The following is a 24,348-nucleotide window of genomic DNA, read 5'->3' as shown; positions in this document are numbered from 1 at the left end:
CCCGATTATCCGGGGCGGACCACCGGGATCAGCCCGGGGTGCAGACCTTCGCCACCTCGCCCGCCGCGTCCGTGATCGGCGTGATGTCCGGGGTCGTGTCGCCGTTCTTGACCGCCGTGCGGACGGAGTCCACGCCCTTCGTCAGGTCGTCGACCGCCTTCGACAGGTCGGCGTTGTCCGTCGTGTTCTTGATGTTGCCCAGTTCCGTGGAGATCGAGTTCAGGGACTCCTCGATCTGCGTCACGTCGTTCGAGGCGTTGGAGACGGCCTGCTGGAGGTTCTGGACGGACGTGGCTATCGCGTCGGCGGTGTTGACGCAGTCCATCGCCGTGTCGAGGGCTCCGCAGCCGCTCAGGACGGTGGTCAGCGCGGCGGCCGTGGCCGTGGCGAGTGCGAGACGGCGCTTCAGCTTCAAGGCGGGTCCTCCCCCTGATACGTACAGACATGCGGACGGGCGGGCGCCCGGATCGTATCCCGGTGCCCGCCCGTCAGGACGCAGCGAGCTGTCAGAGGGTTCCTTCGAGGGCCTTGCGCTGGATCTCGGCCAGTTCGGCGCAGCCGCCGGACGCGAGGTCGAGGAGGGCGTTGAGCTCCGTGCGGTCGAAGGGCTCGGCCTCGGCGGTGCCCTGGACCTCGACGAAGCGGCCGTCGCCGGTGCAGACGACGTTCATGTCGGTGTCGGCGCGGACGTCCTCCTCGTAGCAGAGGTCGAGGAGGGGGACGCCGCCGACGATGCCGACGGAGACGGCGGAGACGGTGCCGGTGAGCGGCTTGCGGCCGGCCTTCACCAGCCTCTTGTCCTGCGCCCAGGTGATGGCGTCGGCGAGGGCGACGTAGGCGCCGGTGATCGCCGCCGTGCGGGTGCCGCCGTCGGCCTGGAGGACGTCGCAGTCGAGGACGATCGTGTTCTCGCCGAGCGCCTTGTAGTCGATGACGGCGCGCAGGGAGCGGCCGATGAGGCGGGAGATCTCGTGGGTGCGGCCGCCGATCTTGCCGCGGACGGATTCGCGGTCGCCGCGGGTGTTGGTGGCGCGGGGGAGCATGGAGTACTCACCGGTCACCCAGCCTTCGCCGCTGCCCTTGCGCCAGCGCGGGACGCCTTCGGTGACGGAGGCGGTGCAGAAGACCTTGGTGTCGCCGAAGGAGATGAGGACGGAGCCCTCGGCGTGCTTGCTCCAGGCCCGTTCGATGGTGACGGGGCGGAGCTGTTCGGGGGTACGGCCGTCGATGCGAGACATGGGACGAGCCTAGCCGGACATGGCGGAGGGGCAGTTCCGCCTGGGGCGGGGGGCCTGTTCCGCCTGGGGCGGACGGTCCGTTCCGCCTGGGGCGGAGGGCCCGTTGCCGGTATGACAGAGGGCCCGTTCCCCTGCCGGGACGGGCCCTCGTCGATGTGAGTCAGTGGCTCACATCAGGTCTTCGATCTCCGCGGCGATCGGGTCGGCGTCGGTGCCGATGACGACCTGGATGGCGGTGCCCATCTTCACGACGCCGTGGGCGCCGGCGGCCTTCAGGGCGGCCTCGTCGACGAGCGCGGCGTCGACGACCTCGGTGCGCAGGCGGGTGATGCAGCCCTCGACCTCTTCGATGTTGTCGATGCCGCCGAGCCCGGCGATGATCTTCTCAGCCTTGCTGGCCATGTGTTTCTCCCTGTCCGTTCCGTTCGCGAGAACGCGAATCTCGGCGCACCTGCGGTCCGCTTTGTCACGGTAACCCACGGTTGGCCCAACTTCGCGAGCGAGTGCCGCCGTTCTGCCGAATGATGACGATCACCGGCGGCCTGTCCTCAGCGGGCTCCCGGAGCCTACCGCAACTGGTCTACACCAGTCTGCAACGAGATGCGGGCCCGGCTTGTTCCGGGCAGGGAGGACGCCGATGAGTACCGACAGCGCCGCCTCGGCACCGAAACCGGAACCGGCACCCAAGCCGAAGAAGGCCGTGTCGTGGAGCGGGCTCTTCCAGGGCCTCCAGAAGATGGGCCGCAGCCTCCAGCTCCCCATCGCCGTCCTCCCCGCGGCCGGCATCATCAACCGCCTCGGGCAGCCGGACGTGTTCGGCGCCGACGGTCTCGGCTGGGACAACGTCGCGAAGGTGATGGCGGGCGCCGGCGGCGCGCTGCTCGACGGCAACCTCGGCCTCCCCCTGCTGTTCTGCGTCGGCGTCGCGATCGGCATGGCGAAGAAGGCGGACGGCTCGACCGCGCTCGCCGCGGTGGTCGGCTTCCTCGTCTACTACAACGTGCTGCGCCAGTTCCCCGAGACCTGCCCGAAGGGCACGGTGGACATCAACGGCGGCTGCCTCTCGCCCGAGCAGGCCTTCAGCGGGTACACGTACCAGAACCCCGGCGTCTTCGGCGGCATCGTCATGGGCCTGATGGCAGCCTGGTTCTGGCAGCGCTACCACCGCACGAAGCTGGTCGACTGGCTGGGCTTCTTCAACGGCCGCCGGCTCGTGCCGATCATCATGACGTTCGTGGCGATCGCGTTCGCCTCGATCTGCCTGTGGGTCTGGCCGCCGATCGGCGACGGCCTGGAGAACTTCAGCGACTGGCTGGTCGGACTCGGCGCCTGGGGTTCGGGCATCTTCGGCCTCGCGAACCGCGCGCTGCTCGTCATCGGCCTGCACCAGTTCCTGAACGTGCCCATCTGGTTCCAGTTCGGCACGTACACCAAGCCGGACGGCACGGTGGTCCACGGCGACATCCCCATGTTCCTCGCGGGCGACCCGAACGCCGGCCAGTTCCTGACGGGCTTCTTCCCGATCATGATGTTCGCCCTGCCCGCCGCGGCGCTCGCGATCACCCACACCGCGAAGCCGAACCGCCGCAAGGCGGTCGGCGGCATGATGCTCTCGGTCGCCCTGACCTCGTTCGTCACGGGCATCACCGAGCCGATCGAGTACTCGTTCCTCTTCATCGCACCGCTGCTGTACGTGATCCACGCCGTGCTGACCGGTGTCTCGATGGCGCTCACCTGGGCGCTCGGCGTGAAGGACGGCTTCAGCTTCTCGGCCGGCCTGATCGACTACGTGATCAACTGGAACCTCGCGACGAAGCCGTGGCTGATCATCCCGATCGGGCTCGGGTTCGCGGTCGTGTACTACGTGATCTTCCGGTTCGCGATCACCAAGTTCAACCTCCAGACGCCCGGCCGCGAGCCGGACGAGATCGAGGAGGAGATCGAGCGGGAGAACGTCAAGTAGCTCCGGTCAGAACGTCAGGTAGCGCCTCGATCACCCTGGGATCACCTTGCGATCGCGCGGCGGGGCCTGACCGTTTTCGGGGCTTTCGGCCCCCTCGTAAGGCCCATGGAAGGCCCCCGGACCTGACCGTCCGGGGGCCTTTTGTCGTGCATTTCAGGCTATGGCTGAGCGCACAGAATTCGCAGGTTCCTTATCTAAGTCTCACGTGCTACAACTGGTCTACACCACTCATTGGTGTAGACCACGCGGTCCAGACCACCGCGTTCCACGAGACGCCGCCGTCACCCCCTTTTCCCACCTCTGGCGGCGCCTTGCCTTACTGGAGGAAGTTGATGAGTACGGCCACCGCCCAGGCCGCCGCTCCCGCGAAGAAGCGCGGATCCGGCCTGTTCCAGGGCCTGCAGAAGGTCGGTCGCAGCCTGCAGCTGCCGATCGCCGTTCTGCCGGCCGCGGGTATCTTGCTCCGTCTCGGCCAGGCCGACGTCTTCGGCAAGGACGGACTCGGTTGGGACAAGGTCGCCTCCGTGTTCGCCACGGCCGGCGGCGCGGTCTTCGACAACCTGCCCCTGCTCTTCTGCATCGGCGTCGCCATCGGCTTCGCCAAGAAGGCGGACGGCTCCACCGCCCTGGCCGCGCTCGTCGGCTTCCTGGTCTACAGCAACGTGCTGAAGGCCTTCCCGATCACCGAGGCCGTCGTCAACACGACCGCCAACAAGGGTGTCGACGTCGCCGCGACGTACAACAACCCGGGTGTCCTCGGCGGCATCCTGATGGGTCTGCTCTCGGCCGTCCTGTGGCAGCGGTTCCACCGCACCAAGCTGGTCGACTGGCTCGGCTTCTTCAACGGCCGCCGTCTCGTCCCGATCATCATGGCCTTCGTCGGCACCGCCGTCGGCGTCGTCTTCGGCCTGGTCTGGGAGCCGATCGGTGAGGGCATCTCCAGCTTCGGCGAGTGGATGACCGGCCTCGGCGCCGGTGGCGCCGGCCTCTTCGGCCTCATCAACCGCGCGCTGATCCCGGTCGGCATGCACCAGTTCGTGAACACCGTCTCCTGGTTCCAGATCGGTGACTTCACCAACGCCGCCGGCGAGGTCGTCCACGGTGACCTCAACCGCTTCTTCGCCGGTGACCCGAGCGCCGGAATCTTCATGTCGGGCTTCTTCCCGATCATGATGTTCGGCCTCCCGGCCGCCGCGATCGCCATCGCCCACGCCGCCCGCCCCGAGCGCCGCAAGGCCGTCATGGGCATGATGGTCTCCCTCGCGCTGACCTCCTTCGTCACCGGTATCACCGAGCCGATCGAGTTCACGTTCATGTTCATCGCGCCGGTCCTGTACGCGATCCACGCGGTCCTGACCGCCGTCTCCATGGCCGTCACCTGGGCCTTCGGCGTCCACGCGGGCTTCACCTTCTCCGCCGGCGGCATCGACTACCTGCTGAACTGGAACCTCGCGACCAAGCCGTGGATGATCATCCCGATCGGCCTCGTCTTCGCGGCGATCTACTACGTGGTCTTCCGCTTCGCGATCACCAAGTTCAACCTCCCGACCCCGGGCCGCGAGCCCGACGAGGAGATCGAGGACCTCACCAAGGCGTGAGCCTCGCCCGTACGCGGGAAGGGCCCCGGAACCTGGATGGTTCCGGGGCCCTTCCCGTTGCTCGGACCGCTTCTCAGATCTCGTAGACCGCGCCCGGCCGCGCCAGCTCCGACGGGCCCTCGTAGACCTCGCGCGCGTCCCGCAGGTTCTGCTCGGCGTCCGTCCACGGCGGGATGTGGGTCAGCACCAGGCGTCCCACCCGCGCGCGGGCCGCGTGCGCGCCGGCCTCCCGGCCGTTGAGGTGGAGGTCCGGGACGTCCTCCTTGCCGTGCGTGAAGGAGGCCTCGCAGAGGAAGAGGTCGGCGCCGTCGGCGAGGTCGTGCAGCGCGTCGCAGACGCCGGTGTCCCCGGAGTACGTGAGGGCACGGCCGCCGTGCTCGACCCGGATGCCGTACGCCTCGACCGGGTGGCACACCTTCTCCGTACGGATCGAGAAGGGGCCGACCTCGAAGCTGCTGCCCGACTTCAGCGTGTGGAAGTCGAAGACCTCGCTCATCGAGCTGTCCGAGGGCGTGTCGGCGTACGCCGTGGTCAGCCGCTGCTCGGCACCCTCCGGCGCGTACACGGGGATCGCGTCGCAGCGTCCGCCCTCGTGCCGGTAGTAGCGGGCGACGAAGTACCCGCACATGTCGATGCAGTGGTCCGCGTGCAGGTGGCTGAGGAAGATCGCGTCGAGGTCGTACAGACCGATGTGGCGCTGCAGCTCGCCCAGGGCGCCGTTGCCCATGTCGAGGAGCAGCCGGAAGCCGTCGGCCTCGACGAGGTAGCTCGAACAGGCCGAGTCCGCGGACGGGAACGACCCGGAGCAGCCGACGACGGTGAGCTTCATGGAGCGAGAACCTCCGTGGACGGGTGCGGAAAGCGCGCTGAGGGAGGGGAGGCTGTGCGGTCTGTCGAGCGTAAGGCGCACCCGGGCCCGCCGCTCCTTCGTGGTGGCCCGTTGTGGGCGAACTCACGGGCTCTGTCACCGGTTCGGATGGATGGCGGGGCGCGGCGGCGGGGTGGGGCGCGCGCCGGTACCTTCTTGAGGTATGGACACGTCGTGGTGGCCCGCGCTGGTCGCGGTCGTGGTGATCGCGTTGGTGGTGGCGCTCGCCGATGGGCGGAGGCGGTCGTCGCGGCGTCCGGCGTCGCGGGGGCCGTCGGGGCGGACCCGGCCGCCGGGCCGTCCCGCGCCACGGGGGCGGGTGCCGGAGCGGCTTCCGCGGGCCGGGGAGATCTGGTGGGCGGACGTGCCGTACGAGGACGGACCGGGGTCGAAGGACCGGCCGTGTCTGGTGCTCGTGGTACGGGAGGACAGCGCGCTCGTCGCCAAGATCACCAGCAAGTACCACGACGAGCGGCCCGGGGTGATCGCGCTGCCGCCCGGGTCCGTGGGTGACGCGCAGGGGCGGCCGAGCTTCCTGGAGACGGACGAGCTGCGGGACGTGCCGGTGTGGGAGTTCCGGCGGAGGGTGGGAATGGCGGACCCGGTCGTGTGGGACCAGGTCCGCCACTTGGCTCGTTAGCCGGGTGCGGTGCGTTCAGGTGCGGGTCCAGGCGACGGAAGCCCAGGCCCGGCAAGGGGCGCCGTTCCGTTGTGCCCACCCGTTCCGCCCTGCGGAACGATTGCCCACAACGGGGCGGAACGATCGCCCGCAACGGAGGTCCTACGCCCAGAGCTGGCCCTGGACCGTGGCGATCGCTTCCTCTGTCGTCTTGGCCGTGTAGAGGCCCGTCGAGAGGTACTTCCAGCCGCCGTCGGCCACGACGAAGGCGATGTCGGCGGATTCGCCGGCCTTGAGGGCCTTGTTGCCGACGCCGATGGCCGCGTGCAGGGCGGCGCCGGTCGAGACGCCCGCGAAGATGCCCTCCTGCTGGAGGAGTTCACGGGTGCGGGTGACCGCGTCGGCGGAGCCGACGGAGAAGCGGGTGGTGAGGACGGAGGCGTCGTACAGCTCGGGCACGAAGCCCTCGTCGAGGTTCCGCAGGCCGTAGACGAGGTCGTCGTAGCGCGGTTCGGCGGCGACGATCTTGACGTCGGGCTTGTGCTCGCGGAGGTAGCGGCCGACGCCCATGAGGGTGCCGGTGGTGCCGAGGCCCGCCACGAAGTGCGTGATGGAGGGGAGGTCGGCGAGGATCTCGGGGCCGGTGGTGGCGTAGTGGGCGCCCGCGTTGTCCGGGTTGCCGTACTGGTAGAGCATCACCCAGGACGGGTTCTCGGCGGCGAGCTCCTTGGCGACGCGCACGGCCGTGTTGGAGCCGCCGGCGGCCGGGGAGGAGATGATCTCCGCGCCCCACATGGCGAGCAGCTGGCGGCGCTCCTCGCTGGTGTTCTCCGGCATGACGCAGACGATGCGGTAGCCCTTGAGCTTGGCGGCCATGGCGAGGGAGATGCCGGTGTTGCCGCTGGTCGGCTCCAGGATGGTGCAGCCGGGGGTGAGGCGGCCGTCCTTCTCCGCCTGCTCGATCATGTGGAGCGCGGGGCGGTCCTTGACCGAGCCGGTGGGGTTGCGGTCCTCCAGCTTCGCCCAGATGCGGACGTCGTCCGAGGGCGAGAGCCGGGGGAGGCGGACCAGCGGCGTGTTGCCGACGGCGGCCAGCGAGGAGTCGTAACGCATGTGGATCAGACCATGCCGCCGGCGACGGCCGGCAGGATCGTGACGCTGTCGCCGTCGGTGAGCTGGGTGTCGATGCCGTCGAGGAAGCGGACGTCCTCGTCGTTCAGGTAGACGTTGACGAAGCGGCGGAGCTTGCCGCCGTCGACGATGCGGGCCTCGATCCCGGGGTGGCGGGAGTCCAGGTCGGCGAAGAGCTTGCCGAGGGTGTCGCCGCTGCCCTCGACGGCCTTCTCGCCGTCGGTGTAGGTGCGGAGGATGGTCGGGATGCGGACCTCGATGGCCATGGCGTGGGCTCCTGTCGGAAGTGGCGTGATGGGCGCGCTTCTGTGGCCCCGCGCGGAGGGGGTCGTACGTTCGTACGTGAGGGCGCTCGGCCGGGGGCTCAGAGCGCCGCGCGTGCGGTACAGCGTGAGGTACAGATCGCACTGGCGAGGCGGCACAGGTCGACGTGCAGGCGTGCCACGAGCAGGGTGGTGCTCGGAGTCTCTTCGCTCACGTCGTGGGAAACCATGGGCTCATCGTATCGATTCCCGGTCCGGGTTTCGGAATGTGATCTCACATGGTGGATGGTTTCTGACCGGCTGATGGACGACGCGGGCGGAGCGTCGTCCTCCGCCCGCCTCGCGCCCTACTCGTACGCCTCGACGACCTTGACCTCCTCCTCCGTCACGACGCCCTCGACGATCGTGTAGGAGCGGAACTGGAAGGGGCCGGCGTCGTCGGTGTCGGCGGTGGAGACGAGGACGTAGTGGGCCTGGGGCTCGTTCGCGTACGAGATGTCCGTGCGGGACGGGTAGGCCTCGGTCGCGGTGTGCGAGTGGTAGACGATGACGGGCTCCTCGTCCCGGTCGTCCATGTCGCGGTAGAGCTTGAGCAGGTCCGCGGAGTCGAACTCGTAGAAGGTGGGCGAGCGGGCGGCGTTGAGCATCGGGATGAACCGCTCGGGGCGTCCGCTGCCGACCGGACCCGCGACCACGCCGCAGGCCTCGTCGGGGTGGTCCGCGCGGGAGTGCGCCACGATCTGGTCGTACAGGGCACGGGTGATGGTCAGCATGCCGACAGGATAAGCAGACGGGCCGTCCCGTACCGATAAGTGGTACGGAACGGCCCGGATGCTGAGACTTACCAGGTCAGGAGCGCTTGGCGAAGGCCGCACCCTCGGGGTTGCGGGCCTTGAGGACCAGGTAGGAGACGGCGAGGACCAGGCCCCAGACCGGCGCGCCGTACAGCGCGACCCGGTTGTCCTTGTCCATGCCCATGGTCACGATCACCATGCCGATGAAGGCGAGCGAGAAGACGCTGAACCAGATGCCGCCGGGCGCCTTGAAGGAGGACTGGGGCAGCTCGCCGCGGTCGGCCTTGCGGCGGTAGCGGATCTGGCAGATCAGGATGACGATCCAGGCCCACATGCCGGAGATGGTGGCGAAGGAGACGACGTAGTTGAACGCGTCGCCGGGCCACTGGTAGTTGATCCAGACGCCGACCATCATCAGCGCGGCGGAGACCGTGGTGCCGACCAGCGGGGTGCCGGACCTGGTCAGCTTGGTGAAGACCTTCGGACCCTGGCCGTTGAGCGCGAGGTCGCGCAGCATGCGGCCGGTGGAGTACATGCCCGAGTTGCAGGAGGACAGGGCGGCCGTGAGGACGACGAAGTTGACGATCGCGGCGCCGACGCCGAGGCCCATCCGCTCGAAGGCCTCGACGAACGGGGAGACGCCCGGCTTGAACGCGGTCCACGGGACGACCGACAGGATCATGATCAGCGCGCCGACGTAGAAGACGGCGATGCGCCACGGCACGGTGTTGATGGCCTTCGGGAGGACCGTCTTGGGGTCCTTCGACTCGCCCGCCGTCACGCCGACCAGCTCGACCGCGAGGAAGGCGAACATGACCATCTGGAGGGTCATCAGGGTCGAGAAGATGCCGTCGTCGCCGGCGAAGAAGCCGCCCAGGTCCCACAGGTGGGTGACGGAGGCGGTGGCTCCGGCGTCGGAGAAGCCGAGGGTGAGGATGCCGGCGCAGATCAGGATCATGCCGACGATCGCGGTGACCTTGACCATGGAGAACCAGAACTCCAGCTCACCGAAGAGCTTCACGGAGATCAGGTTGGCGCCGTAGAGGATCACGGTGAAGACGAGGGCGGACAGCCACTGCGGGATGTCCCACCAGTACGTCATGTAGGTCGCCGCGGCGGTGACCTCGGTGATGCCGGTGACGACCCAGAAGAGCCAGTACGTCCAGCCGGTCGCGAAGCCCGCGAACGGGCCGATGAACTCGCGGGCGTACTCCGAGAAGGAGCCCGACACCGGGCGGTACATGAGGAGCTCGCCGAGCGCCCGCATGATGAAGAAGATGACGAGGCCGGCGATCGCGTACGCGAGGATCAGGCTCGGTCCCGCGATGGAGATGCCCTTGCCCGCACCGAGGAAGAGCCCGGTGCCGATGGCGCCGCCGATCGCGATCATCTGGATCTGACGGGCGCCGAGTGCCCGGTGGTAACCCTCGCCCGAGGCGGAGTCCGCGGCCTCATTGCCGTCGTGCTGCTGATCGACCTGCACTGAGGTCATGGTGGTGCCCCTTTCTCCATGCTGATCCGCGCGACTGCGAGTGCGTCTGCCGCGGATCAGTTCCTGATCCCCCCGGATGTGGATGGAGTGCCACCGGCGGTCAGCCGGCCCAAGCGCCCTCGGGAACAGGGGTGGCGTGCCCGAGTGGTCGTGAAGATTTATCACGGGGTGGGAGGTGATCGACGGAGTTGCGTGTGGCGCACGCCACAAAACAATGGGCATAAAAGGCGCACAAGACGGCAAAGCGGACGCTCTCATAACGCATTCGTTATGCGGATTTGAGCGTCCGCTGAGCGAACAGCCGGAAGAGTCGCCGTGGACTCAGGGCATCAGGGTCGCGACGAGGGACTCCTGGAGCGCCCCCAGCCAGAGGTACGCCATCACCATCGGCTTGCGCGGGTCGGAGTCCGGCAGTCGGTACAGCTCCTCGCTCTGCTCGTCGTCCGTGACCTCCAGGCGGGTCCCGATGGTCAGCCGGAGGTCGTTGAGCGCGCCGAGCCAGGCCCGGGACTCGTCCGGGGTGAGCTTCAGGACCGCGCCGCCCTCCCCGGCCGCCTCGGCGGACAGGGAGTCGAGGGCGCGGACGACCGCGATGGCGTCCTCGCGCTTGCGGGCCCGCAGGTCGTTCTCGGTGTAGCGGCGGAAGTCGGAGGCGGCCGCCCGCAGCTCCTCGCTGTCGTCCCCGTACGCGTCGGGGAAGAGTCGCCGGAGGGCGGGGTCGGACGGCGGCTCGCTCGGGCCCTCGGCGAAGAGCGCGGCCAGCGGGTCCGCGTCGGCGGCGGGCTCGTCGCCGGGGCCGATCAGCTCCATGAGCTGGACGGCGAGGGAGCGGAGGATGGAGATCTCGACGTCGTCGAGCGCGACGGCCGCGCCGCCGCCGGGGAGCGTCTCGAAGTGCCCGGCCATCAGAAGCGGTCCTGGGAGAGGGTCGCCCACAGGCCGTAGCCGTGCATCGCCTGCACGTCCCGTTCCATCTCCTCGCGGGTGCCGCTGGAGACCACCGCGCGGCCCTTGTTGTGCACGTCGAGCATCAGCTTGTGCGCCTTGTCCTTGGAGTATCCGAAGTACGACTGGAAGACGTACTCGACATAGCTCATCAGGTTGACCGGATCGTTGTGCACGAGGGTCACCCAGGGCACGTCGGGTTCGACGACCGCGGAGACCTCCTCGGCCGATTCCGTACGTTCGATCTCAATAGGCGCGACGCTCACTCACCCCATGTTGTCACCCCTGGGGGCCGGTCGCGCAAACGGGGCACGGCATGTGCACCCCTGACAGCCCCACGTCGGCCCCACTATTCGTCACTCTGACGATTTCTGCGCTAGCATCGCTGCCATGAACGCTGCGGACCTTGGGCTGCCGGTGGACGTGCCGTCGACCGCGCTCTTCACCGATCAGTACGAGCTGACCATGCTCCAGGCGGCCCTGCGGGCCGGCACCGCCGACCGGCGCTCCGTCTTCGAGGTCTTCACCCGGCGGCTGCCCGAGGGGCGGCGCTACGGCGTCCTCGCGGGCATCGGCCGGGTCCTCGACGCCGTCGAGAACTTCCGGTTCGACCCCGCCGTCCTGGGCTTCCTGCGCGAGCACGGCATCGTCGACGAGCCGACCCTCCAGTGGCTGGCCCGCTACCGCTTCTCGGGCGACATCTGGGGCTACCCCGAGGGCGAGGTGTACTTCCCCGGCTCCCCCGTGCTGCGCGTCGAGGGCTCCTTCGCGGAGTGCGTGCTCCTGGAGACCGTGATCCTCTCGATCCTCAACCACGACTCGGCCATCGCGGCCGCCGCCTCCCGCATGTCGGCCGCCGCCGGCGAGCGGCGCCTGATCGAGATGGGCGCCCGGCGCACCCACGAGCTGGCGGCCGTCGCCGCCTCCCGCGCCGCGTACGTCGGCGGCTTCCAGGCCACCTCGGACCTCGCCGCCGGCTTCCGCTACGGCATCCCGACCGTCGGCACCTCCGCCCACGCCTTCACCCTCCTCCACGACAGCGAGCGGGACGCCTTCCGGGCCCAGGTGGAGACCCTGGGGCGCGGCACGACCCTGCTCGTCGACACGTACGACGTGGCCGAGGCCGTCCGCACCGCCGTCGAGGTCGCCGGGCCCGAGCTCGGGGCCGTGCGGATCGACTCCGGCGACCTGCTGCTCGTCGCGCACCGGGTGCGGGCGCAGCTGGACGAGCTGGGCGCCCGGAACACCAAGATCGTGGTCACCTCGGACCTCGACGAGTACGCCATCGCCTCCCTCGCGGCGGCCCCCGTAGACGCGTACGGGGTGGGCACGCAGCTCGTCACCGGCAGCGGCCACCCGACCTGCTCCATGGTCTACAAGCTGGTCGCCCGGGCCGCCTCGGCCGACCCGAAGGCGCCCCTGGTGCCGGTGGCCAAGAAGTCGCTGGGCGGCAAGGCCTCCGTCGGCGGCCGCAAGTGGGCGGCGCGCCGGCCCGACGCGGCCGGGGTCGCCGAGGCGGAGGTCGTGGGCACCGGGCCGGTCCCGCCGGAGCTCGCCGACCACCAGCTGCTCGTCGAGCTGGTCAAGGGCGGCGACGTGGTGGCCCGGGAGCCCCTGGAGGCCGCCAGGACCCGGCACATCGCGGCCCGTGCGGGGCTGCCGATGTCCGCGATGCAGCTGTCGCGGGGCGAGCCGGTCCTGCCCACCGAGTACGCCTAGCACTCCTCGGGGACGCCCCCTCCCGATGGGAGGGGGAAGTCTCTAGGCTCGAACCCACCCCTCCCCGACGCGCTAAGGACACCCGCCATGCACCGCGCATTGATCGTTGTGGACGTTCAGAACGACTTCTGCGAGGGCGGCAGCCTCGCGGTGGCCGGCGGCGCGGACGTCGCCGCCGCGATCACCGACCTGGTGGGCCAGACGGCGGGCACCTCCTACCGGCACGTCGTCGCCACCCGCGACCACCACGTCGACCCGGGCGCGCACTTCGCCCCGGCCGGCGAGGAGCCGGACTACGTGTCCTCCTGGCCGGTGCACTGCGTGGCCGGCACGGAGGGCGTCGGCTTCCACCCGAACTTCGCGCCCGCCGTCGCCAGCGGGGCGATCGACGCCGTCTTCGACAAGGGCGCGTACGCCGCGGCGTACAGCGGCTTCGAGGGGCGCGACGAGAACGGCGGGACGCTCGCGGAGTGGCTGCGCGAGCGGGACGTCACCGAGGTCGACGTGGTCGGCATCGCCACCGACCACTGCGTCCGGGCGACCGCCCTGGACGCGGCGCGGGAGGGCTTCCGGACCCACGTCCTGCTCGACCTGACGGCCGGCGTGGCCAGGGAGACCACGGAGCGGGCCCTGGAGGAGCTCCGCGCGGCGGGCGTGCAGCTGCGGGGCAAGCCGGTCGTGGCGTAGGTCTACGCGGCCGGCGCCTTCGGGAGGGACCGTACCGGGTGCCAGAGCTCCTGGGCGGCGCCCGGTGCCGATCGCCACAGCAGGCCGTCCGGGTGGTGCAGGACGGCGGTGATCTCGTCCGGGGTGGGCGGCTCGGAGTTGCCGCGGAGGTAGACCGCCCGCAGCCCCAGGTTCCGCAGCCGGGTGAGGGCGCGGGCGCGGTTGGCCGCGTGGACCAGGAAGCGGACGGTGGCGCCGTCGCCGGCCGGGCTCGGCAGCCCTATGGCGACCACCACGCTGCCTCCCGGCAGCTTGCAGAACCCTCCGTTGGGCATGCGGAACCACTCCCCCGTGGATTGGATGTCAATAAGAACTCGGTCAGACGCACCTAAACACGATCGGCCGCCGCCCGCTAGAGGGCGACGGCCGATCATGCTTTGACCTGCGGTTTTACGAATTACTTGGTCGAGGGACCGACCTGAACCGTGATCGTCTGGCCATCCTTCGGCTCCTTGACGACCTGGATCTTGGTGTTGGTGTCAGTTACCTGGACACCGGCGAGCGGGGTCTCGGCGAACCAGTAGACGCCCTTGCGGTCGTCGAAGGTCGGGTTGCCGGCCTGCGACGGGACCCAGGTGGCGGCGTCCTTGTAGTGCAGCTGGAAGCCGTCCGTGCGGGAGATGCTGAACGGCGAGTCGTACGCCTGGACGCGGTTGCGCATCAGCTCACCGTTGGCCCACTTCAGCGGGCTCGGGTGCGCGTCGATCGGGAGGACCCGACCCACGCCCGGGTGCTGGGAGGTGTTGTTGTCCTTCTGGGACAGGTCCCACTTCCAGATGAGCAGACCGTTCTGGTACGGGTAGTGCTCGACCCAGCTGGCCTTGGCACCCGTGAAACCGAAGTTGTACGGGCCGACCTTGAGGGTCTTGTCGTACGAGACGTACTGGCGGTTCTCCGCGATGTAGTACTGCTCGTACTCCTTCGTGAAGCCCTTGCCGATCCGCGAGAAGCCCTTCGCGACCCAGCCGTTGTCGCCGTTCTCGGCGCCGTCGGCGAAGACGGAGGCACCGTCGGCGGTCAGGTCGATGGCGTCGGCGGTGAAGCCCTTGCCGCCCGCGCCGCCGTCCGTCTGGTAGCGGAAGCGGAGGTCGAACTTCTTGCCCGCGTACGCGTTCAGGTCGTAGACGAGCTTCTTGTGCGTGTCGGAGGCACCGGTCAGACCCGGGGCGCCGGAGGCGTCCTTCGGGATGGCCACGCCGTCGGCGGTGCCGTTCAGGGCCGTCCAGTTGGCGCCACCGTCGGTCGACACCTCGGCGTAGAGGTAGTCGTACTCGGCCTCGATGTCGTACCAGCCCTGGAGCTCCAGGGAGGCGGACGTCTTGCCCGTGAGGTCGACGGAGCGGGTCAGGGTGTTCTTGAGGTCGTCACCCATGTTGCTCCACCACTGCGAGGCACCCTCGGCGGGGGCCACGACGTCGGTGGGGACGACCTTCTTCGGCAGCTCGACGACGAGCGCCTGGGGGTTCTTCGTGTTGTACTCCGAGACGCCCAGCTTGTGGGTCGTCTTGGTGGCGCGCTGCCAGTCGTTGACCTTGGCGTAGTTCAGCCAGCCGAGCTGGAGCTTGTCCCAGGCGGACATGTCGCCGGGCAGGTCGCCGATGGCGTCCTTGCCCTGGCCGAGCCAGGAACCGGACGACATCAGGGTCCAGAACCCGGTGGAGTTCTCGCCGCCACCCGAGGTGTCGTAGTGGTCCGGCAGACCGAGGTCGTGGCCGTACTCGTGCGCGAAGACGCCGAGGCCGCCGTTCTCCGGCTGCATCGTGTAGTCGCCGACCCAGATGCCGGTGTCACCGATCTGGGTGCCGCCGGCCTTGTTGTTCTCGGGGCCGGTCTTGCCCGCGTTGGTGCCGTAGGCGTACCAGCGGTGGGCCCACAGGGCGTTCTTGCCCTCGGCGCCGCCGCCGGCCGACTCGTCCTCGCCCGCGTGGACGATCTGGAAGTGGTCGATGTAGCCGTCGGGCTCGTTGAAGTTGCCGTCGCCGTCGAAGTCGTAACGGTCCCACTGGTCGTACCCGGCCAGCTGGGCCTTGATCTCGGCGTCGGTCTTGCCCTTGGCCTTCTGGTCGGCGGCCCAGGCGTTGACGCCGTCGCGGACGGTGTCCCAGACGTTGGCGCAGTTGGTCTGGCCACAGTAGTTCGAGCCGTAACGGGCCTCGTTGTACGGGACCTTGACCCAGTCGGAGACCGTGCCGTCGACCGAGTAACGACCGGACGAGGTCCGCTCGTAGTAGGTCTTCATGGAGTGCTTCGGGCTGCCGTCGGCGTTCTTGCCGGTGCCGAAGTACAGGTCCTGGAAGTGCTGCTGGTTGTAATCAGCCTGCCAGGCCGTGGAGTTGTCGGTCGCACGGTCCGGCTTGGCTATCGTGTTGTGCAGCGGGCCGGGCGTGCCGCCGTACTTCGGCTTCAGCTCCGGCGTGTCGTCGTCCTTGCGGTCGATCATGGTGGTGTTGTCCACCTGGTCGCCGAACTCGACGAGGATCGTGAAGATCTTGTCGGTCTTCTCGCGGCCGAGCTCGACGTACTTCTTGCTGTCGAGCTTGACGACCTTGGAGCCGCCCCGGTTCTGGACCGTGGCCTCGCCGTTCAGCACCTGCTCCAGGGCAGCCTTGCGCTGCTGCTCCTGCTGCTCGCTGAACGGACCGGGCAGGTCGTGGTCGACCGTCGTCTTGTCGACGGTCTGGATGCCCGCGGCCGGCGTCACGTTGCCGTTGTTGTCGGCCCAGGCGGTGGTGAAGGTCGAGGCGGTGGCGGCGGTGGCCGCGAGCGCCACGACGACTGCGGACGCTCTGATCGCCCGTCGTCTGTTGGTCACTTGATGTTGTCCTCCCCGGCGCCCGCGCCCTCGGACCGAAGGTGGGGTGTCCGTCCGGCGGGGTCGCGCGTCACAAGTGACGACATTCGACCGGAGTGGGGCCAGAAAAGACAGATCTTGACTTGAACGAGTCAAGTGCACTATGCAGGATCGAGTTTCCGATTATCGAACACTCAGTGGGCGCACGGTGAAGGAGAATTGGCGGTTTCGTGACCCCGTGCGCCCCCCGTGCACCGGCAACGTGGGTTAGGTCACGCTTACCTGTCACGCCCTCCGGGCATCCACCGTCGTAGAGTCGAACCGAACTCGAGGGGCGGTACCCGTCATGCAGCGTCCGAACGCCGCACAGCTCACCTACGGTTCGGCCACCGTCGTCCTCACGACCGTCGCCCTGCTGCTGCTCTCCGGTACGACGACGACCCTGGGCATCGCGGTGATCTGCGCCGCCGGCCTGCTGCTCGGCGCCCTCGTTGCGGTGACGATGCCGGGACGCGAGCGGCCCGTCAATACCCCGGTGAACGAAGAGATCCGGGTGCCGGCCCAGCGCGTGGGCGCGGGGGCCGAGACCCGGATCGGTTCGTGATGCTTCGCCCCTTGTCTCCTCTTACTGGGGGACGGTGACGACCACCGTCTTCGCCGCCTTGTCGTGCAGACCCTGCTTGTAGGGCTTGTCGACCACGATCAGGATGAGGATCAGTAGCGGCCACAGGCAGGCGCAGCAGATCAGCGCGGGCAGCCAGAGCACGACGGCGCGCAGCAGCGACTGGCTCATCGGGGGCGTCGATCCGTCGTTGAGCATCGCGACCCGCAGCTTCATCAGCCGCTTGCCGATCGTCCGGCCGTCCTTGGCCGTCAGCACCGTGTCGTAGGCGACGTACGCGACGATCGTGATGAGCTGGAAGACGAGCTGGCTGCCGCCGTTGAGGCTGTTGACCGTGTTGTCGAAGCCGTTCCCGTTCTGGGTCGCCCGGTGATAGATGTCGAACGGGATGCCGATGATCGCGAGCGGCACCGCGACGATCACCCAGTCGATGAGCCGGGCGAGGACGCGCCGGCCGGTCTCCGCGAGCGGCGGCATCCCGGAGAGCGGATCGGCCCCGCCGTAACCGCCGCCGTAGGGACTGCCGTACGGGGGCGGAGGCGGAGGCATGTTGTCGTACGGGGAGCCGCCGCCACCGTACGGGGAGCCGTACGGGCTCCCGGGCGGCGGGCCGCCGGGCGGGGGCGGCGGGCCTCCTGGCGGGGGCTCTCCCGGCGGCGGGCTTCCGCCCGGGGGTTGTCCTCCGCCCGGGGGTGGCCCTCCTCCCGGGGGTGGCCCTCCTCCCGGGGGTGGCTCCGACGGCGGGCCTCCCGGCGGCGGCTCCGGGGGCCTCTTGCTGAACGGGTCGTCCTCGGGCGGCTCGCCGGGCGGCGGCTGGTCGGTGCTCATGGGGGCAGTGCATCCCGGGGGCGACGGCCCCGCAAAAGATCGCCGCCCGTTCGGGGGACCTCCGGTCAGCGCGCCACGAAGGTGCGCGCCGCCTTGTCGTGCCAGCACTGCCGCCAGGGGCGGTCGAAGAGGCACCACAGGACGTTGACGACACCGATGGCCAGGAGCCCCAGGACGCTGTAGACGAGCCAGCGGCGGAGCGCCTTCCCGAACGTCGGCGGCTGGTGCGCCTCGATGTCCCGCACCTCGATCCCGCACAGCTTCTTGCCCAGGGTGCGGCCCCACTTGGCGGTGGGCAGCGCCTCGTACAGGATGCCGATCACGAACAGAGAGGCGAGCGCGATGCCGAACTGGACGGAGGTCGTCGAGTCGAGCAGCCAGACCTGGACGGTCGTGCCGGACTGCCTGGCCGCCTCGATCTTGCCCTCGATGTGGTCGATCGCCGCGGTCACGAAGGGCACGGAGGCCGCGCCGACCAGCGCGCCCAGGACGACGCTGTCGATCAGCCGGGCGACCAGGCGCCGGCCGAGCCCGGCGGGGCGTGCGGCGGACTGCGCGCGGGCCGCCGCCTGGAACACGTCCTCGACGGGCGGCTTCCAGGGCACGACGGGCTGCTGTTCCTGGGGCTGGGATGGGGACTGGGGCTGGGGCTGCTGGGCCCAGGAAGGGGTGGGGGCGGGTGCCGGAGCCGGTGCGGCGGGTGCCGGGGCCGGCTGGGGCTGCGCCTGGACGTGCGGCTGGGGTTGCGGCTGAGGCGTGGGCCGGGGGGCCGGGGCGGGCGTCGGGATCGGGGTGACGGGCATGCCGCCGAGGCGGGCCGCTCCCCCGGTCGCCCGGGGGTCCGGGACGGGCGAAGGGGCGGCGGGCCGCTCCTCCTCCGGCTCGCTCCCGCCCGCGACCGGCCACTCCGCCGGGGTGCGCGGGTCGGGCGTCCCGGGCGTGCCCCAGGAGACCTTCCGGTCGAGGTCGCCGCCGAATCCGGTCTGCCGGGAGGAGTCCGCCTGCCAGGCCGAGGCGGGCTCCGGCGCGAGCGGCTCCTCGTCGAAGAAGACGGGCCCGGTCTCCTCCACCGTGGGTACGGGGGCGGGGGCGGGCGTCGGTGCGGGGGCCTGCGCCTGGGCGGGCACGTGCGGGGGCGCCTGCACCTGCGCCTGTGCCTGCGCCACGGCGGGCGCGGAAGCCTGGGCGGGCGCGGAAGCCTGGGCGGGCGCCGCCGACTGCACGGGCGCAGAGGCCTGGGCGGGCGCAGAGGCCTGGGCGGGCGCAGAGGCCTGGGCGGGCGCAGAGGCCTGAGCGGGCCCGGCGACGTGCGCGGGCACGGCAGCGGGCGCGGCCTGAGCGGGCGCGGAGGCCACCGGGGTCGAGGCCGGCACCGGGGTCGAGGCCGGGGCCGGGGCCGGGCCGGAGGCCAGGATCGGGCCGGCCGGGATCGCCGCGGCGGGCGGCTGGGACGGAACCTCGCCGTCCGCGGGGGCGGGCCGGCTCGTGCCGGGCACCCACGCGCCCCCGTTCCAGTACCGGATGTATCCGGGAATGGACGGGTCCGGGTAGTACCCCGCCTGCGGTACCTCTCCGCCGCCTCCAGGAGGAGTAGCCACTGCCCCGACTCCGTTCAGTCACAACGCCTTTGATCCGCACGGCCGCGCGCCGGGCGTGCCGCACCCAAGGAGGACAGTAACGAAGAACGTCCCCGAGGGAACAAAGAGCCCGCGAGAAAGCCCGCCTTCGGGGGGACGCGCACCGGAACCGATCACTCCCTGTGATGTTCGGGCCGTTGCATCCTGCCCGGAAGACCCTCCGGAAAAACTTCCCGAAAAAAACTTCGCGAAGTCGCGTAATGAACCGCGGCCACCCCGCTCTCTCCAGGTGAAGGCCCGTCCGGGGCCCGTCCGCGAGAAGGAGCACGGCCATGCAGAACACCGACAACACCACCGTCGAGCGCGAGCTGGAGCTGAAGCTGGTGCTCTCCCCCGAGCGCTCCGTCCCCGTCCCCGCCCGGCTCGCCTACCGCACCGACGACCCGTACGCCGTCCACATCACCTTCCACATCGGCACGGACCACCCGGTCAACTGGACCTTCGCGCGCGAACTGCTCGTCGAGGGCGTCTTCCGGGCCTGCGGCCACGGGGACGTCCGCATCTGGCCCACGAAGGTCGACGGCCGCAGCGTCATCCTGATGGCGCTCTCCTCCCCCGACGGCGACGCCCTGCTCGAAGCCCCGTCCGCGCAGGTGTCCGCCTGGCTGGAGCGGACCCTGCGCGCGGTGCCGCCGGGCACCGAGTCCGAGCGGCTCGGCATCGACGACGGGCTCGCGGAGATCCTGGCGACCACCGTGGTCGCCGACGACCTGTGGCTGCGCGACCCGTGGCCGTCGGACGAGTCCCAGGACGGCGAGCTGTGAACCCGGCTCGTTCAGAACAGCTTTCCGGGGTTGAGCAGCCCCAGCGGGTCGAAGGTGGCCTTGATCCCGCGCTGGAGTTCGAGGCCGACCGGGCCCAGCTCCCGTGCCAGCCACTCCTTCTTGAGGACGCCCACGCCGTGCTCGCCGGTGATCGTGCCGCCGAGGGCGAGCCCGAGCGCCATGATCTCGTCGAAGGACTCCCGCGCCCGCCGCGACTCGTCCTCGTCGGCGTGGTCGAAGCAGACGACGGGATGGGTGTTGCCGTCGCCCGCGTGCGCGCAGACGCCGATGGTCAGACGGTACTTCTCGGCGATCGCGGCCGTGCCGTCGAGCATCTCGGCGAGCCGCGTCCGCGGCACGCACACGTCGTCGATCATCGTCGCGGACTTGATCGTCTCCAGGGCGGTGAGGGAGAGCCGGCGCGCCTGGAGGAGGAGTTCGGACTCGGCGGCGTCCGCGGCGGGGACGACCTCGGTGGCGCCCGCCGCCGCGCACAACTCCCCGACGGCGGCCAGATCGGCGGCCGGGTCCGGGGTGTCGAAGGCGCACAGGAGGAGGGCCTCGGTGGTGTCGGGCAGACCCATGCGCGCCAGCTTGTTGACCGCCTGGACGGTGGTGCGGTCCATGAGTTCGAGCAGCGAAGGGGTGTGGCCGCGCTCCATGATCGCGCAGACGGCCTCGCAGGCGGCGGCCGCGGAGGGGAACTCGGCGGCGAGCGCGAGCTGCGCCGGGGGCTGCGGCTTCAGCGCGAGCACGGCCCCGACGACGATGCCGAGACTGCCCTCGGAGCCGACGAAGAGCCTGGTCAGGTCGTACCCGGCGACGCCCTTGGCGGTACGCCGGCCGGTGCGCAGGAGCCGCCCGTCGGCGAGGACGACGTCCAGACCGAGCACGTACTCGGCGGTCACCCCGTACTTGACGCAGCACAGGCCGCCGGAGGCGGTGCCGATGTTCCCGCCGATGGTGCAGGTCTCCCAGCTGGAGGGGTCCGGCGGGTAGTAAAGGCCGTGTTCGGCGACGGCACGGGACAGCACGGCGTTGACGACGCCCGGTTCGACGACGGCGATCCGGTCGACCGGGTTGATCTCCAGGATGCGGTCCATCTTGACGAGGGAGAGCACGATGCAGCCGTCGGAGGCGTTCGCGCCGCCTGACAGGCCCGTGCGGGCGCCCTGCGGGACGACGGGGACACGGAGTTCGGTCGCGGTGCGCATGACGTGCTGGACCTGTTCGACCGTACGGGGGAGCACGACGGCCGCGGGGGTGCCGGCCGCGCAGAAACTCGCCATGTCGCGCGCGTAGGAGTCGGTCACGTCCGGATCGGTGAGCAGCGCCTCGGCGGGAAGCCCGGCGCGCAGCCGCGTCAGAAGATCGTCCATGCGTCCAGCGTGGCACCGGCGTCCATCGGTGTGAACCCGCCGGAGCGGGCGCTTCGCGCGCTCTTCGTACGGGCGGACGCGGGCGCACAGTGAGCGCCATGAAGACCGAGAACGTGTCGAGGACGGTCCTGGCGGCCGGGGTGGGCGCGGTGCTCGCGGCGACGGCGCTGCTGTACGTCCCGGAGTTCGCCGGGCAGGGCCCGCCGCCCCCGCCCGGACCGGCGGAGCGGGCGGTGATCGCGGCCCACGCGGGCGCGCAGGCCGCGCTGCCGGACCTGGCCGCGCTGATCGCGGACCGGGAGAAGTGGCTGCGGGCCCACCCGGAGGACGAGGCGTCCTGGGCGGAGTTGGGCGCGGCGTACACGGAGCGGGGCAGCCGGCTCGGAGACGTACGGGACTATCCGCGGGCCGAGCGGGCGCTGCGCCGCTCGCTCGCCGAACGGCCCGCCGCGCGCGGCAATCCGGATGCTCAGCTGGGTCTCGGGGCGCTCGCGGGGGCGCGGGGCGACTGGAGGGCGGCGAAGGAGTGGGGCGAGCGGGTGCGGAAGGCCGATCCGAGCCGCTGGCCGGTGTATCCGGTCCTCATCGACGCGTACAACGGGCTCGGGGAGTACCCGGCGGCCCAGAAGGCCATGGAGAGCCTGGAGGGGCTCCACGCGGGCGCGATGGTGCGGGGCAGGGCCGCGGAGACCTACCGCGACCGGGGCTGGCGGGAGGACGCCGACGCGGCGGCCCTCGACGCGGCGGCGCTCGCCGAGACGGACACGGAGAAGGCGGCGGCCCTCGCGCGGCTCGGGGACCTGGCGTGGGAGCGGGGCGAACCGGCGGAGGCCCTCGGGCGGTACGGGGCGGCGCTGCGGCTCGTACGGGACCACGGGCCCTCGCTCGCCGGCCGGGCGCGGGCGCTCGCTGCGCTCGGCCGGGCGGACGAGGCGGTGCGCGGCTGGCAGGCGGCCCTGGCGCGGCTGCCGCTGCCGGAGTACTTCCTCGAGGCGGGCGAACTGTACGAGTCGCTGGGCCGCGACGGGGAGGCGCGGGCGCTGTACGAACAGCTGCGTGCGGGCACCTGGACGGGCGCGGAGGTGACCCTCGGGCTCCTCGACGCGGACCACGGCGATCCGGCGGCGGCGGCCGTGCGGATGCGGGCCGAATGGGCGCGCGGGCACCGCTCGGTGCGGGCCGCGGACGCGCTGGGGTGGGCGCTGCACCGCTCGGGCGCGTCGAGGGAGGCGCTGGGGTACGCGAGACGGGCCACGGAGGAGGGGGTGCGGAGTGCGCTCTTCGCGTACCACCGGGGCGAGATCGAACGGGCCCTGGACCAGCCGGGGCCGGCGCGGCGGCACTTGGCGGAGGCGCTGCGTCTGAACCCGTCCTTCTCACCGCTGCACGCGCGGCGGGCGGAGACGTCCCTGACGGCGCTGGGCGACCTCCCGAACGACCTCCCGGCGGAGCTCCGCCCGGAGCCGTCGAAGCCACGACGGACCTAGCCCCGGCCCACCCCCGTCTGGGCCGGGACTCAGGCCCGCGCCCGTGTGGGCAATCGTCCCGCAGGGCGGGACGGGTGGGCACACGGGACGGCGCCCTTCAGCGGCGCCTCCGCGTTCCGCGCCTGGACCCGCACCACCAGTGCGCTGTGCACGGGGTGCGGGTCCAGGCCCGGAGCCTCTGGCGCCGGCAAGGGCGCCGTTCCGTTGTGCCCACCCTCCCCCAAGCTCTCGGCTTCGCTCGAGCAGGGGGACCCCCTTCGCCCCGGCGGAACGCATGCCCACAACGGGGGGGGGCGGCTACAGGTTGCCGCGCTTCTCCTGCTCGCGCTCGATCGCCTCGAACAGCGCCTTGAAGTTGCCCTTGCCGAAGCCCATCGACCCGTGCCGCTCGATCATCTCGAAGAAGACGGTCGGACGGTCCTGGACCGGCTTCGTGAAGATCTGCAGCAGGTAGCCGTCCTCGTCGCGGTCGACGAGGATCTTCAGCTCGCGCAGGGTCTCGACGGGGACGCGCGTCTCGCCCGCCCACTCGCCGAGCGTGTCGTAGTACGAGTCGGGGGTGTCGAGGAACTGGACGCCGGCGGCCCGCATGGCGCGCACGGAGGCGACGATGTCGTTGGTGGCGAGGGCGATGTGCTGCACGCCGGCGCCGCCGTAGAACTCCAGGTACTCGTCGATCTGCGACTTCTTCTTCGCGATCGCCGGCTCGTTGATCGGGAACTTCACCTTGAGGGTGCCGTCCGCGACGACCTTCGACATGAGCGCCGAGTACTCGGTCGCGATGTCGTCGCCCACGAACTCCTTCATGTTCGTGAAGCCCATGACCTTGTTGTAGAAGCCGACCCAGTCGTTCATCTTGCCGAGCTCGACGTTGCCGACGCAGTGGTCGATGGCCTGGAAGGTCCGCTTGGCCGGGGGCTCGACGATCGGCTTGGCGGAGACGAAGCCCGGCAGGTAGGGGCCGTCGTAGCCGGAGCGCTCGACGAGGGTGTGGCGGGTCTTGCCGTACGTGGCGATGGCGGCGAGGACGACGGTGCCGTTCTCGTCCTTCAGCTCGTAGGGCTCGGTGATGCCGGTGGCGCCGTGCTCGACGGCGTAGGCGTACGCGGCGCGCGCGTCCGGCACCTCGATCGCCAGGTCGACGACGCCGTCGCCGTGCTCGGCGACGTGCTCGGCGAGGAAGCGGCCCCAGTCGGTCGCGACCTTGATGACGGAGGTGAACACGAAACGGGCGGAGCCGTTGGTGAGGACGTAACTGGCGGTCTCGCGGCTGCCGTTCTCCGGTCCGGAGTAGGCGACCAGCTTCATGCCGAAGGCCGTGGAGTAGTAGTGCGCGGCCTGCTTGGCGTTGCCGACGGCGAAGACGACCGCGTCCATTCCCTTGACCGGGAAGGGATCGGCCTCACGCGCGGTGGAAGGGGTGTGATCGATGGTCTCAGTCATGGCAGCAATGTCCCGCCGTTCGGCAAGGTGCGCAAGAGTTT

25 protein-coding genes are annotated in these 24,348 nt (G+C 70.5%); 8 read left to right on the top strand and 17 right to left on the bottom strand.

All coding sequences use genetic code 11. The features are described from left to right. Positions 1-28 precede the first annotated feature (28 nt). The 3 genes from GGE06_RS00525 to GGE06_RS00515 form a co-directional block, all read right to left on the bottom strand. Positions 29-415 (bottom strand): hypothetical protein, encoded by a 387-nt coding sequence (locus tag GGE06_RS00525; RefSeq protein ID WP_116160776.1) that lies wholly within the window; start codon positions 413-415, stop codon positions 29-31. A 91-nt stretch (positions 416-506) separates the two neighbouring features. Then, positions 507-1,238 (bottom strand): ribonuclease PH, encoded by a 732-nt coding sequence (rph, locus tag GGE06_RS00520; protein ID WP_184929790.1) that lies wholly within the window; start codon positions 1,236-1,238, stop codon positions 507-509. A 168-nt stretch (positions 1,239-1,406) separates the two neighbouring features. Beyond that, positions 1,407-1,640: a PTS sugar transporter subunit IIB gene (locus GGE06_RS00515; protein WP_086831905.1), complete on the bottom strand. Its 234-nt coding sequence runs from the start codon at positions 1,638-1,640 to the stop codon at positions 1,407-1,409. A gap of 235 nt (positions 1,641-1,875) precedes the next feature. Here GGE06_RS00515 and GGE06_RS00510 point away from each other — a divergent pair, with 235 nt between their 5' ends. Both GGE06_RS00510 and GGE06_RS00505 read left to right on the top strand, forming a co-directional pair. After that, positions 1,876-3,201, top strand: coding sequence for a PTS transporter subunit EIIC (locus tag GGE06_RS00510; RefSeq protein WP_221517619.1), 1,326 nt, complete (start codon positions 1,876-1,878; stop codon positions 3,199-3,201). Positions 3,202-3,533: 332 nt separating this feature from the next. Beyond that, positions 3,534-4,799, top strand: a complete 1,266-nt coding sequence (locus tag GGE06_RS00505; RefSeq protein ID WP_116160774.1) for a PTS transporter subunit EIIC — start codon at positions 3,534-3,536, stop codon at positions 4,797-4,799. Between the two features lie 73 nt (positions 4,800-4,872). Here the strand turns inward: GGE06_RS00505 and GGE06_RS00500 are convergent, their stop codons facing one another. Beyond that, positions 4,873-5,628, bottom strand: a complete 756-nt coding sequence (locus tag GGE06_RS00500) for an MBL fold metallo-hydrolase (protein WP_116160773.1) — start codon at positions 5,626-5,628, stop codon at positions 4,873-4,875. Positions 5,629-5,830: 202 nt separating this feature from the next. Here GGE06_RS00500 and GGE06_RS00495 point away from each other — a divergent pair, with 202 nt between their 5' ends. Beyond that, positions 5,831-6,307: a type II toxin-antitoxin system PemK/MazF family toxin gene (locus GGE06_RS00495; RefSeq protein ID WP_116160772.1), complete on the top strand. Its 477-nt coding sequence runs from the start codon at positions 5,831-5,833 to the stop codon at positions 6,305-6,307. Positions 6,308-6,448: 141 nt separating this feature from the next. On the opposite strand, the gene GGE06_RS00490 is transcribed toward GGE06_RS00495, so the two are convergent. The 7 genes from GGE06_RS00490 to clpS all read right to left on the bottom strand — a co-directional run bounded on the left by GGE06_RS00490 (position 6,449) and on the right by clpS (position 11,177). Continuing rightward, the gene (locus tag GGE06_RS00490) at positions 6,449-7,399 is read right to left on the bottom strand and encodes a PLP-dependent cysteine synthase family protein (protein WP_116160771.1); all 951 of its coding nucleotides are present in this window, start codon (positions 7,397-7,399) and stop codon (positions 6,449-6,451) included. A gap of 5 nt (positions 7,400-7,404) precedes the next feature. Then, positions 7,405-7,683 carry a MoaD/ThiS family protein gene (locus GGE06_RS00485; RefSeq protein WP_116160770.1) on the bottom strand — a complete coding sequence of 93 codons (279 nt, stop codon included), beginning with the start codon at positions 7,681-7,683 and terminating at the stop codon, positions 7,405-7,407. Between the two features lie 98 nt (positions 7,684-7,781). Further along, positions 7,782-7,910, bottom strand: coding sequence for a putative leader peptide (locus GGE06_RS43610; RefSeq protein ID WP_312882985.1), 129 nt, complete (start codon positions 7,908-7,910; stop codon positions 7,782-7,784). 117 nt (positions 7,911-8,027) lie between these two features. Next, positions 8,028-8,453: a M67 family metallopeptidase gene (locus GGE06_RS00480; protein ID WP_116160768.1), complete on the bottom strand. Its 426-nt coding sequence runs from the start codon at positions 8,451-8,453 to the stop codon at positions 8,028-8,030. A gap of 76 nt (positions 8,454-8,529) precedes the next feature. Then, positions 8,530-9,966, bottom strand: a complete 1,437-nt coding sequence (locus GGE06_RS00475; protein WP_116160767.1) for an amino acid permease — start codon at positions 9,964-9,966, stop codon at positions 8,530-8,532. A 321-nt stretch (positions 9,967-10,287) separates the two neighbouring features. Beyond that, positions 10,288-10,872 (bottom strand): DUF2017 domain-containing protein, encoded by a 585-nt coding sequence (locus GGE06_RS00470; RefSeq protein WP_116160766.1) that lies wholly within the window; start codon positions 10,870-10,872, stop codon positions 10,288-10,290. Next, positions 10,872-11,177 carry an ATP-dependent Clp protease adapter ClpS gene (gene clpS / locus GGE06_RS00465; RefSeq protein WP_041129438.1) on the bottom strand — a complete coding sequence of 102 codons (306 nt, stop codon included), beginning with the start codon at positions 11,175-11,177 and terminating at the stop codon, positions 10,872-10,874. The genes GGE06_RS00470 and clpS overlap by 1 nt, the downstream gene beginning before the upstream one ends. Positions 11,178-11,301: 124 nt before the next feature. Here clpS and GGE06_RS00460 point away from each other — a divergent pair, with 124 nt between their 5' ends. Both GGE06_RS00460 and GGE06_RS00455 read left to right on the top strand, forming a co-directional pair. After that, entirely contained in the window at positions 11,302-12,630 is a 1,329-nt protein-coding gene (locus GGE06_RS00460) for a nicotinate phosphoribosyltransferase (protein WP_116160765.1), read from the top strand. An 87-nt stretch (positions 12,631-12,717) separates the two neighbouring features. After that, positions 12,718-13,317, top strand: coding sequence for an isochorismatase family protein (locus GGE06_RS00455; RefSeq protein ID WP_116160764.1), 600 nt, complete (start codon positions 12,718-12,720; stop codon positions 13,315-13,317). Positions 13,318-13,319: 2 nt separating this feature from the next. Here GGE06_RS00455 and GGE06_RS00450 read toward each other — a convergent pair whose 3' ends face one another. After that, positions 13,320-13,631, bottom strand: a complete 312-nt coding sequence (locus tag GGE06_RS00450) for a hypothetical protein (RefSeq protein ID WP_116160763.1) — start codon at positions 13,629-13,631, stop codon at positions 13,320-13,322. A 122-nt stretch (positions 13,632-13,753) separates the two neighbouring features. Continuing rightward, a complete protein-coding gene (locus GGE06_RS00445) occupies positions 13,754-16,168 on the bottom strand; it encodes an immune inhibitor A domain-containing protein (RefSeq protein WP_184929789.1) in 2,415 nt (804 codons plus the stop codon). A gap of 325 nt (positions 16,169-16,493) precedes the next feature. Between GGE06_RS00445 and GGE06_RS00440 the strand changes: the two genes are divergently transcribed. Beyond that, positions 16,494-16,751, top strand: a complete 258-nt coding sequence (locus GGE06_RS00440; protein WP_184929788.1) for a hypothetical protein — start codon at positions 16,494-16,496, stop codon at positions 16,749-16,751. Between the two features lie 21 nt (positions 16,752-16,772). On the opposite strand, the gene GGE06_RS00435 is transcribed toward GGE06_RS00440, so the two are convergent. Next, positions 16,773-17,597 (bottom strand): RDD family protein, encoded by an 825-nt coding sequence (locus GGE06_RS00435; RefSeq protein ID WP_184929787.1) that lies wholly within the window; start codon positions 17,595-17,597, stop codon positions 16,773-16,775. A 65-nt stretch (positions 17,598-17,662) separates the two neighbouring features. Further along, complete coding sequence (locus GGE06_RS00430) at positions 17,663-19,195, bottom strand: RDD family protein (RefSeq protein ID WP_184929786.1); 1,533 nt, start codon at positions 19,193-19,195, stop codon at positions 17,663-17,665. 311 nt (positions 19,196-19,506) lie between these two features. Between GGE06_RS00430 and GGE06_RS00425 the strand changes: the two genes are divergently transcribed. After that, a complete protein-coding gene (locus tag GGE06_RS00425; RefSeq protein ID WP_116160758.1) occupies positions 19,507-19,998 on the top strand; it encodes an SsgA family sporulation/cell division regulator in 492 nt (163 codons plus the stop codon). 11 nt (positions 19,999-20,009) lie between these two features. Here the strand turns inward: GGE06_RS00425 and GGE06_RS00420 are convergent, their stop codons facing one another. After that, positions 20,010-21,377, bottom strand: coding sequence for an FAD-binding oxidoreductase (locus GGE06_RS00420; protein ID WP_116160757.1), 1,368 nt, complete (start codon positions 21,375-21,377; stop codon positions 20,010-20,012). 98 nt (positions 21,378-21,475) lie between these two features. Here GGE06_RS00420 and GGE06_RS00415 point away from each other — a divergent pair, with 98 nt between their 5' ends. Continuing rightward, entirely contained in the window at positions 21,476-22,864 is a 1,389-nt protein-coding gene (locus tag GGE06_RS00415) for a tetratricopeptide repeat protein (RefSeq protein ID WP_221517618.1), read from the top strand. 297 nt (positions 22,865-23,161) lie between these two features. Here GGE06_RS00415 and hppD read toward each other — a convergent pair whose 3' ends face one another. Next, positions 23,162-24,307, bottom strand: a complete 1,146-nt coding sequence (gene hppD / locus GGE06_RS00410) for a 4-hydroxyphenylpyruvate dioxygenase (RefSeq protein WP_116160755.1) — start codon at positions 24,305-24,307, stop codon at positions 23,162-23,164. Positions 24,308-24,348 lie beyond the last annotated feature (41 nt).

This window comes from Streptomyces nymphaeiformis (assembly GCF_014203895.1).
Lineage (GTDB): Bacteria > Actinomycetota > Actinomycetes > Streptomycetales > Streptomycetaceae > Streptomyces > Streptomyces nymphaeiformis.
Note: the sequence above shows the minus strand (reverse complement) of the source record. Positions and strands in the feature narration are given on the sequence as shown.

Coding starts and splice junctions, on each gene's coding strand:
- GGE06_RS00495 (WP_116160772.1), top strand. CDS start 5,831: ATGGACACGTCGTGGTGGCCCGCGCTGGTCGCGGTCGTGGTGATCGCG.
- GGE06_RS00470 (WP_116160766.1), bottom strand. CDS start 10,872: ATGGCCGGGCACTTCGAGACGCTCCCCGGCGGCGGCGCGGCCGTCGCG.
- GGE06_RS00500 (WP_116160773.1), bottom strand. CDS start 5,628: ATGAAGCTCACCGTCGTCGGCTGCTCCGGGTCGTTCCCGTCCGCGGAC.
- GGE06_RS43610 (WP_312882985.1), bottom strand. CDS start 7,910: ATGGTTTCCCACGACGTGAGCGAAGAGACTCCGAGCACCACCCTGCTC.
- GGE06_RS00480 (WP_116160768.1), bottom strand. CDS start 8,453: ATGCTGACCATCACCCGTGCCCTGTACGACCAGATCGTGGCGCACTCC.
- GGE06_RS00455 (WP_116160764.1), top strand. CDS start 12,718: ATGCACCGCGCATTGATCGTTGTGGACGTTCAGAACGACTTCTGCGAG.
- GGE06_RS00475 (WP_116160767.1), bottom strand. CDS start 9,966: ATGACCTCAGTGCAGGTCGATCAGCAGCACGACGGCAATGAGGCCGCG.
- GGE06_RS00440 (WP_184929788.1), top strand. CDS start 16,494: ATGCAGCGTCCGAACGCCGCACAGCTCACCTACGGTTCGGCCACCGTC.
- GGE06_RS00515 (WP_086831905.1), bottom strand. CDS start 1,640: ATGGCCAGCAAGGCTGAGAAGATCATCGCCGGGCTCGGCGGCATCGAC.
- GGE06_RS00435 (WP_184929787.1), bottom strand. CDS start 17,597: ATGAGCACCGACCAGCCGCCGCCCGGCGAGCCGCCCGAGGACGACCCG.
- GGE06_RS00450 (WP_116160763.1), bottom strand. CDS start 13,631: ATGCCCAACGGAGGGTTCTGCAAGCTGCCGGGAGGCAGCGTGGTGGTC.
- GGE06_RS00490 (WP_116160771.1), bottom strand. CDS start 7,399: ATGCGTTACGACTCCTCGCTGGCCGCCGTCGGCAACACGCCGCTGGTC.
- GGE06_RS00460 (WP_116160765.1), top strand. CDS start 11,302: ATGAACGCTGCGGACCTTGGGCTGCCGGTGGACGTGCCGTCGACCGCG.
- GGE06_RS00505 (WP_116160774.1), top strand. CDS start 3,534: ATGAGTACGGCCACCGCCCAGGCCGCCGCTCCCGCGAAGAAGCGCGGA.
- GGE06_RS00510 (WP_221517619.1), top strand. CDS start 1,876: ATGAGTACCGACAGCGCCGCCTCGGCACCGAAACCGGAACCGGCACCC.
- rph (WP_184929790.1), bottom strand. CDS start 1,238: ATGTCTCGCATCGACGGCCGTACCCCCGAACAGCTCCGCCCCGTCACC.
- hppD (WP_116160755.1), bottom strand. CDS start 24,307: ATGACTGAGACCATCGATCACACCCCTTCCACCGCGCGTGAGGCCGAT.
- GGE06_RS00415 (WP_221517618.1), top strand. CDS start 21,476: ATGAAGACCGAGAACGTGTCGAGGACGGTCCTGGCGGCCGGGGTGGGC.
- GGE06_RS00485 (WP_116160770.1), bottom strand. CDS start 7,683: ATGGCCATCGAGGTCCGCATCCCGACCATCCTCCGCACCTACACCGAC.
- GGE06_RS00420 (WP_116160757.1), bottom strand. CDS start 21,377: ATGGACGATCTTCTGACGCGGCTGCGCGCCGGGCTTCCCGCCGAGGCG.
- GGE06_RS00425 (WP_116160758.1), top strand. CDS start 19,507: ATGCAGAACACCGACAACACCACCGTCGAGCGCGAGCTGGAGCTGAAG.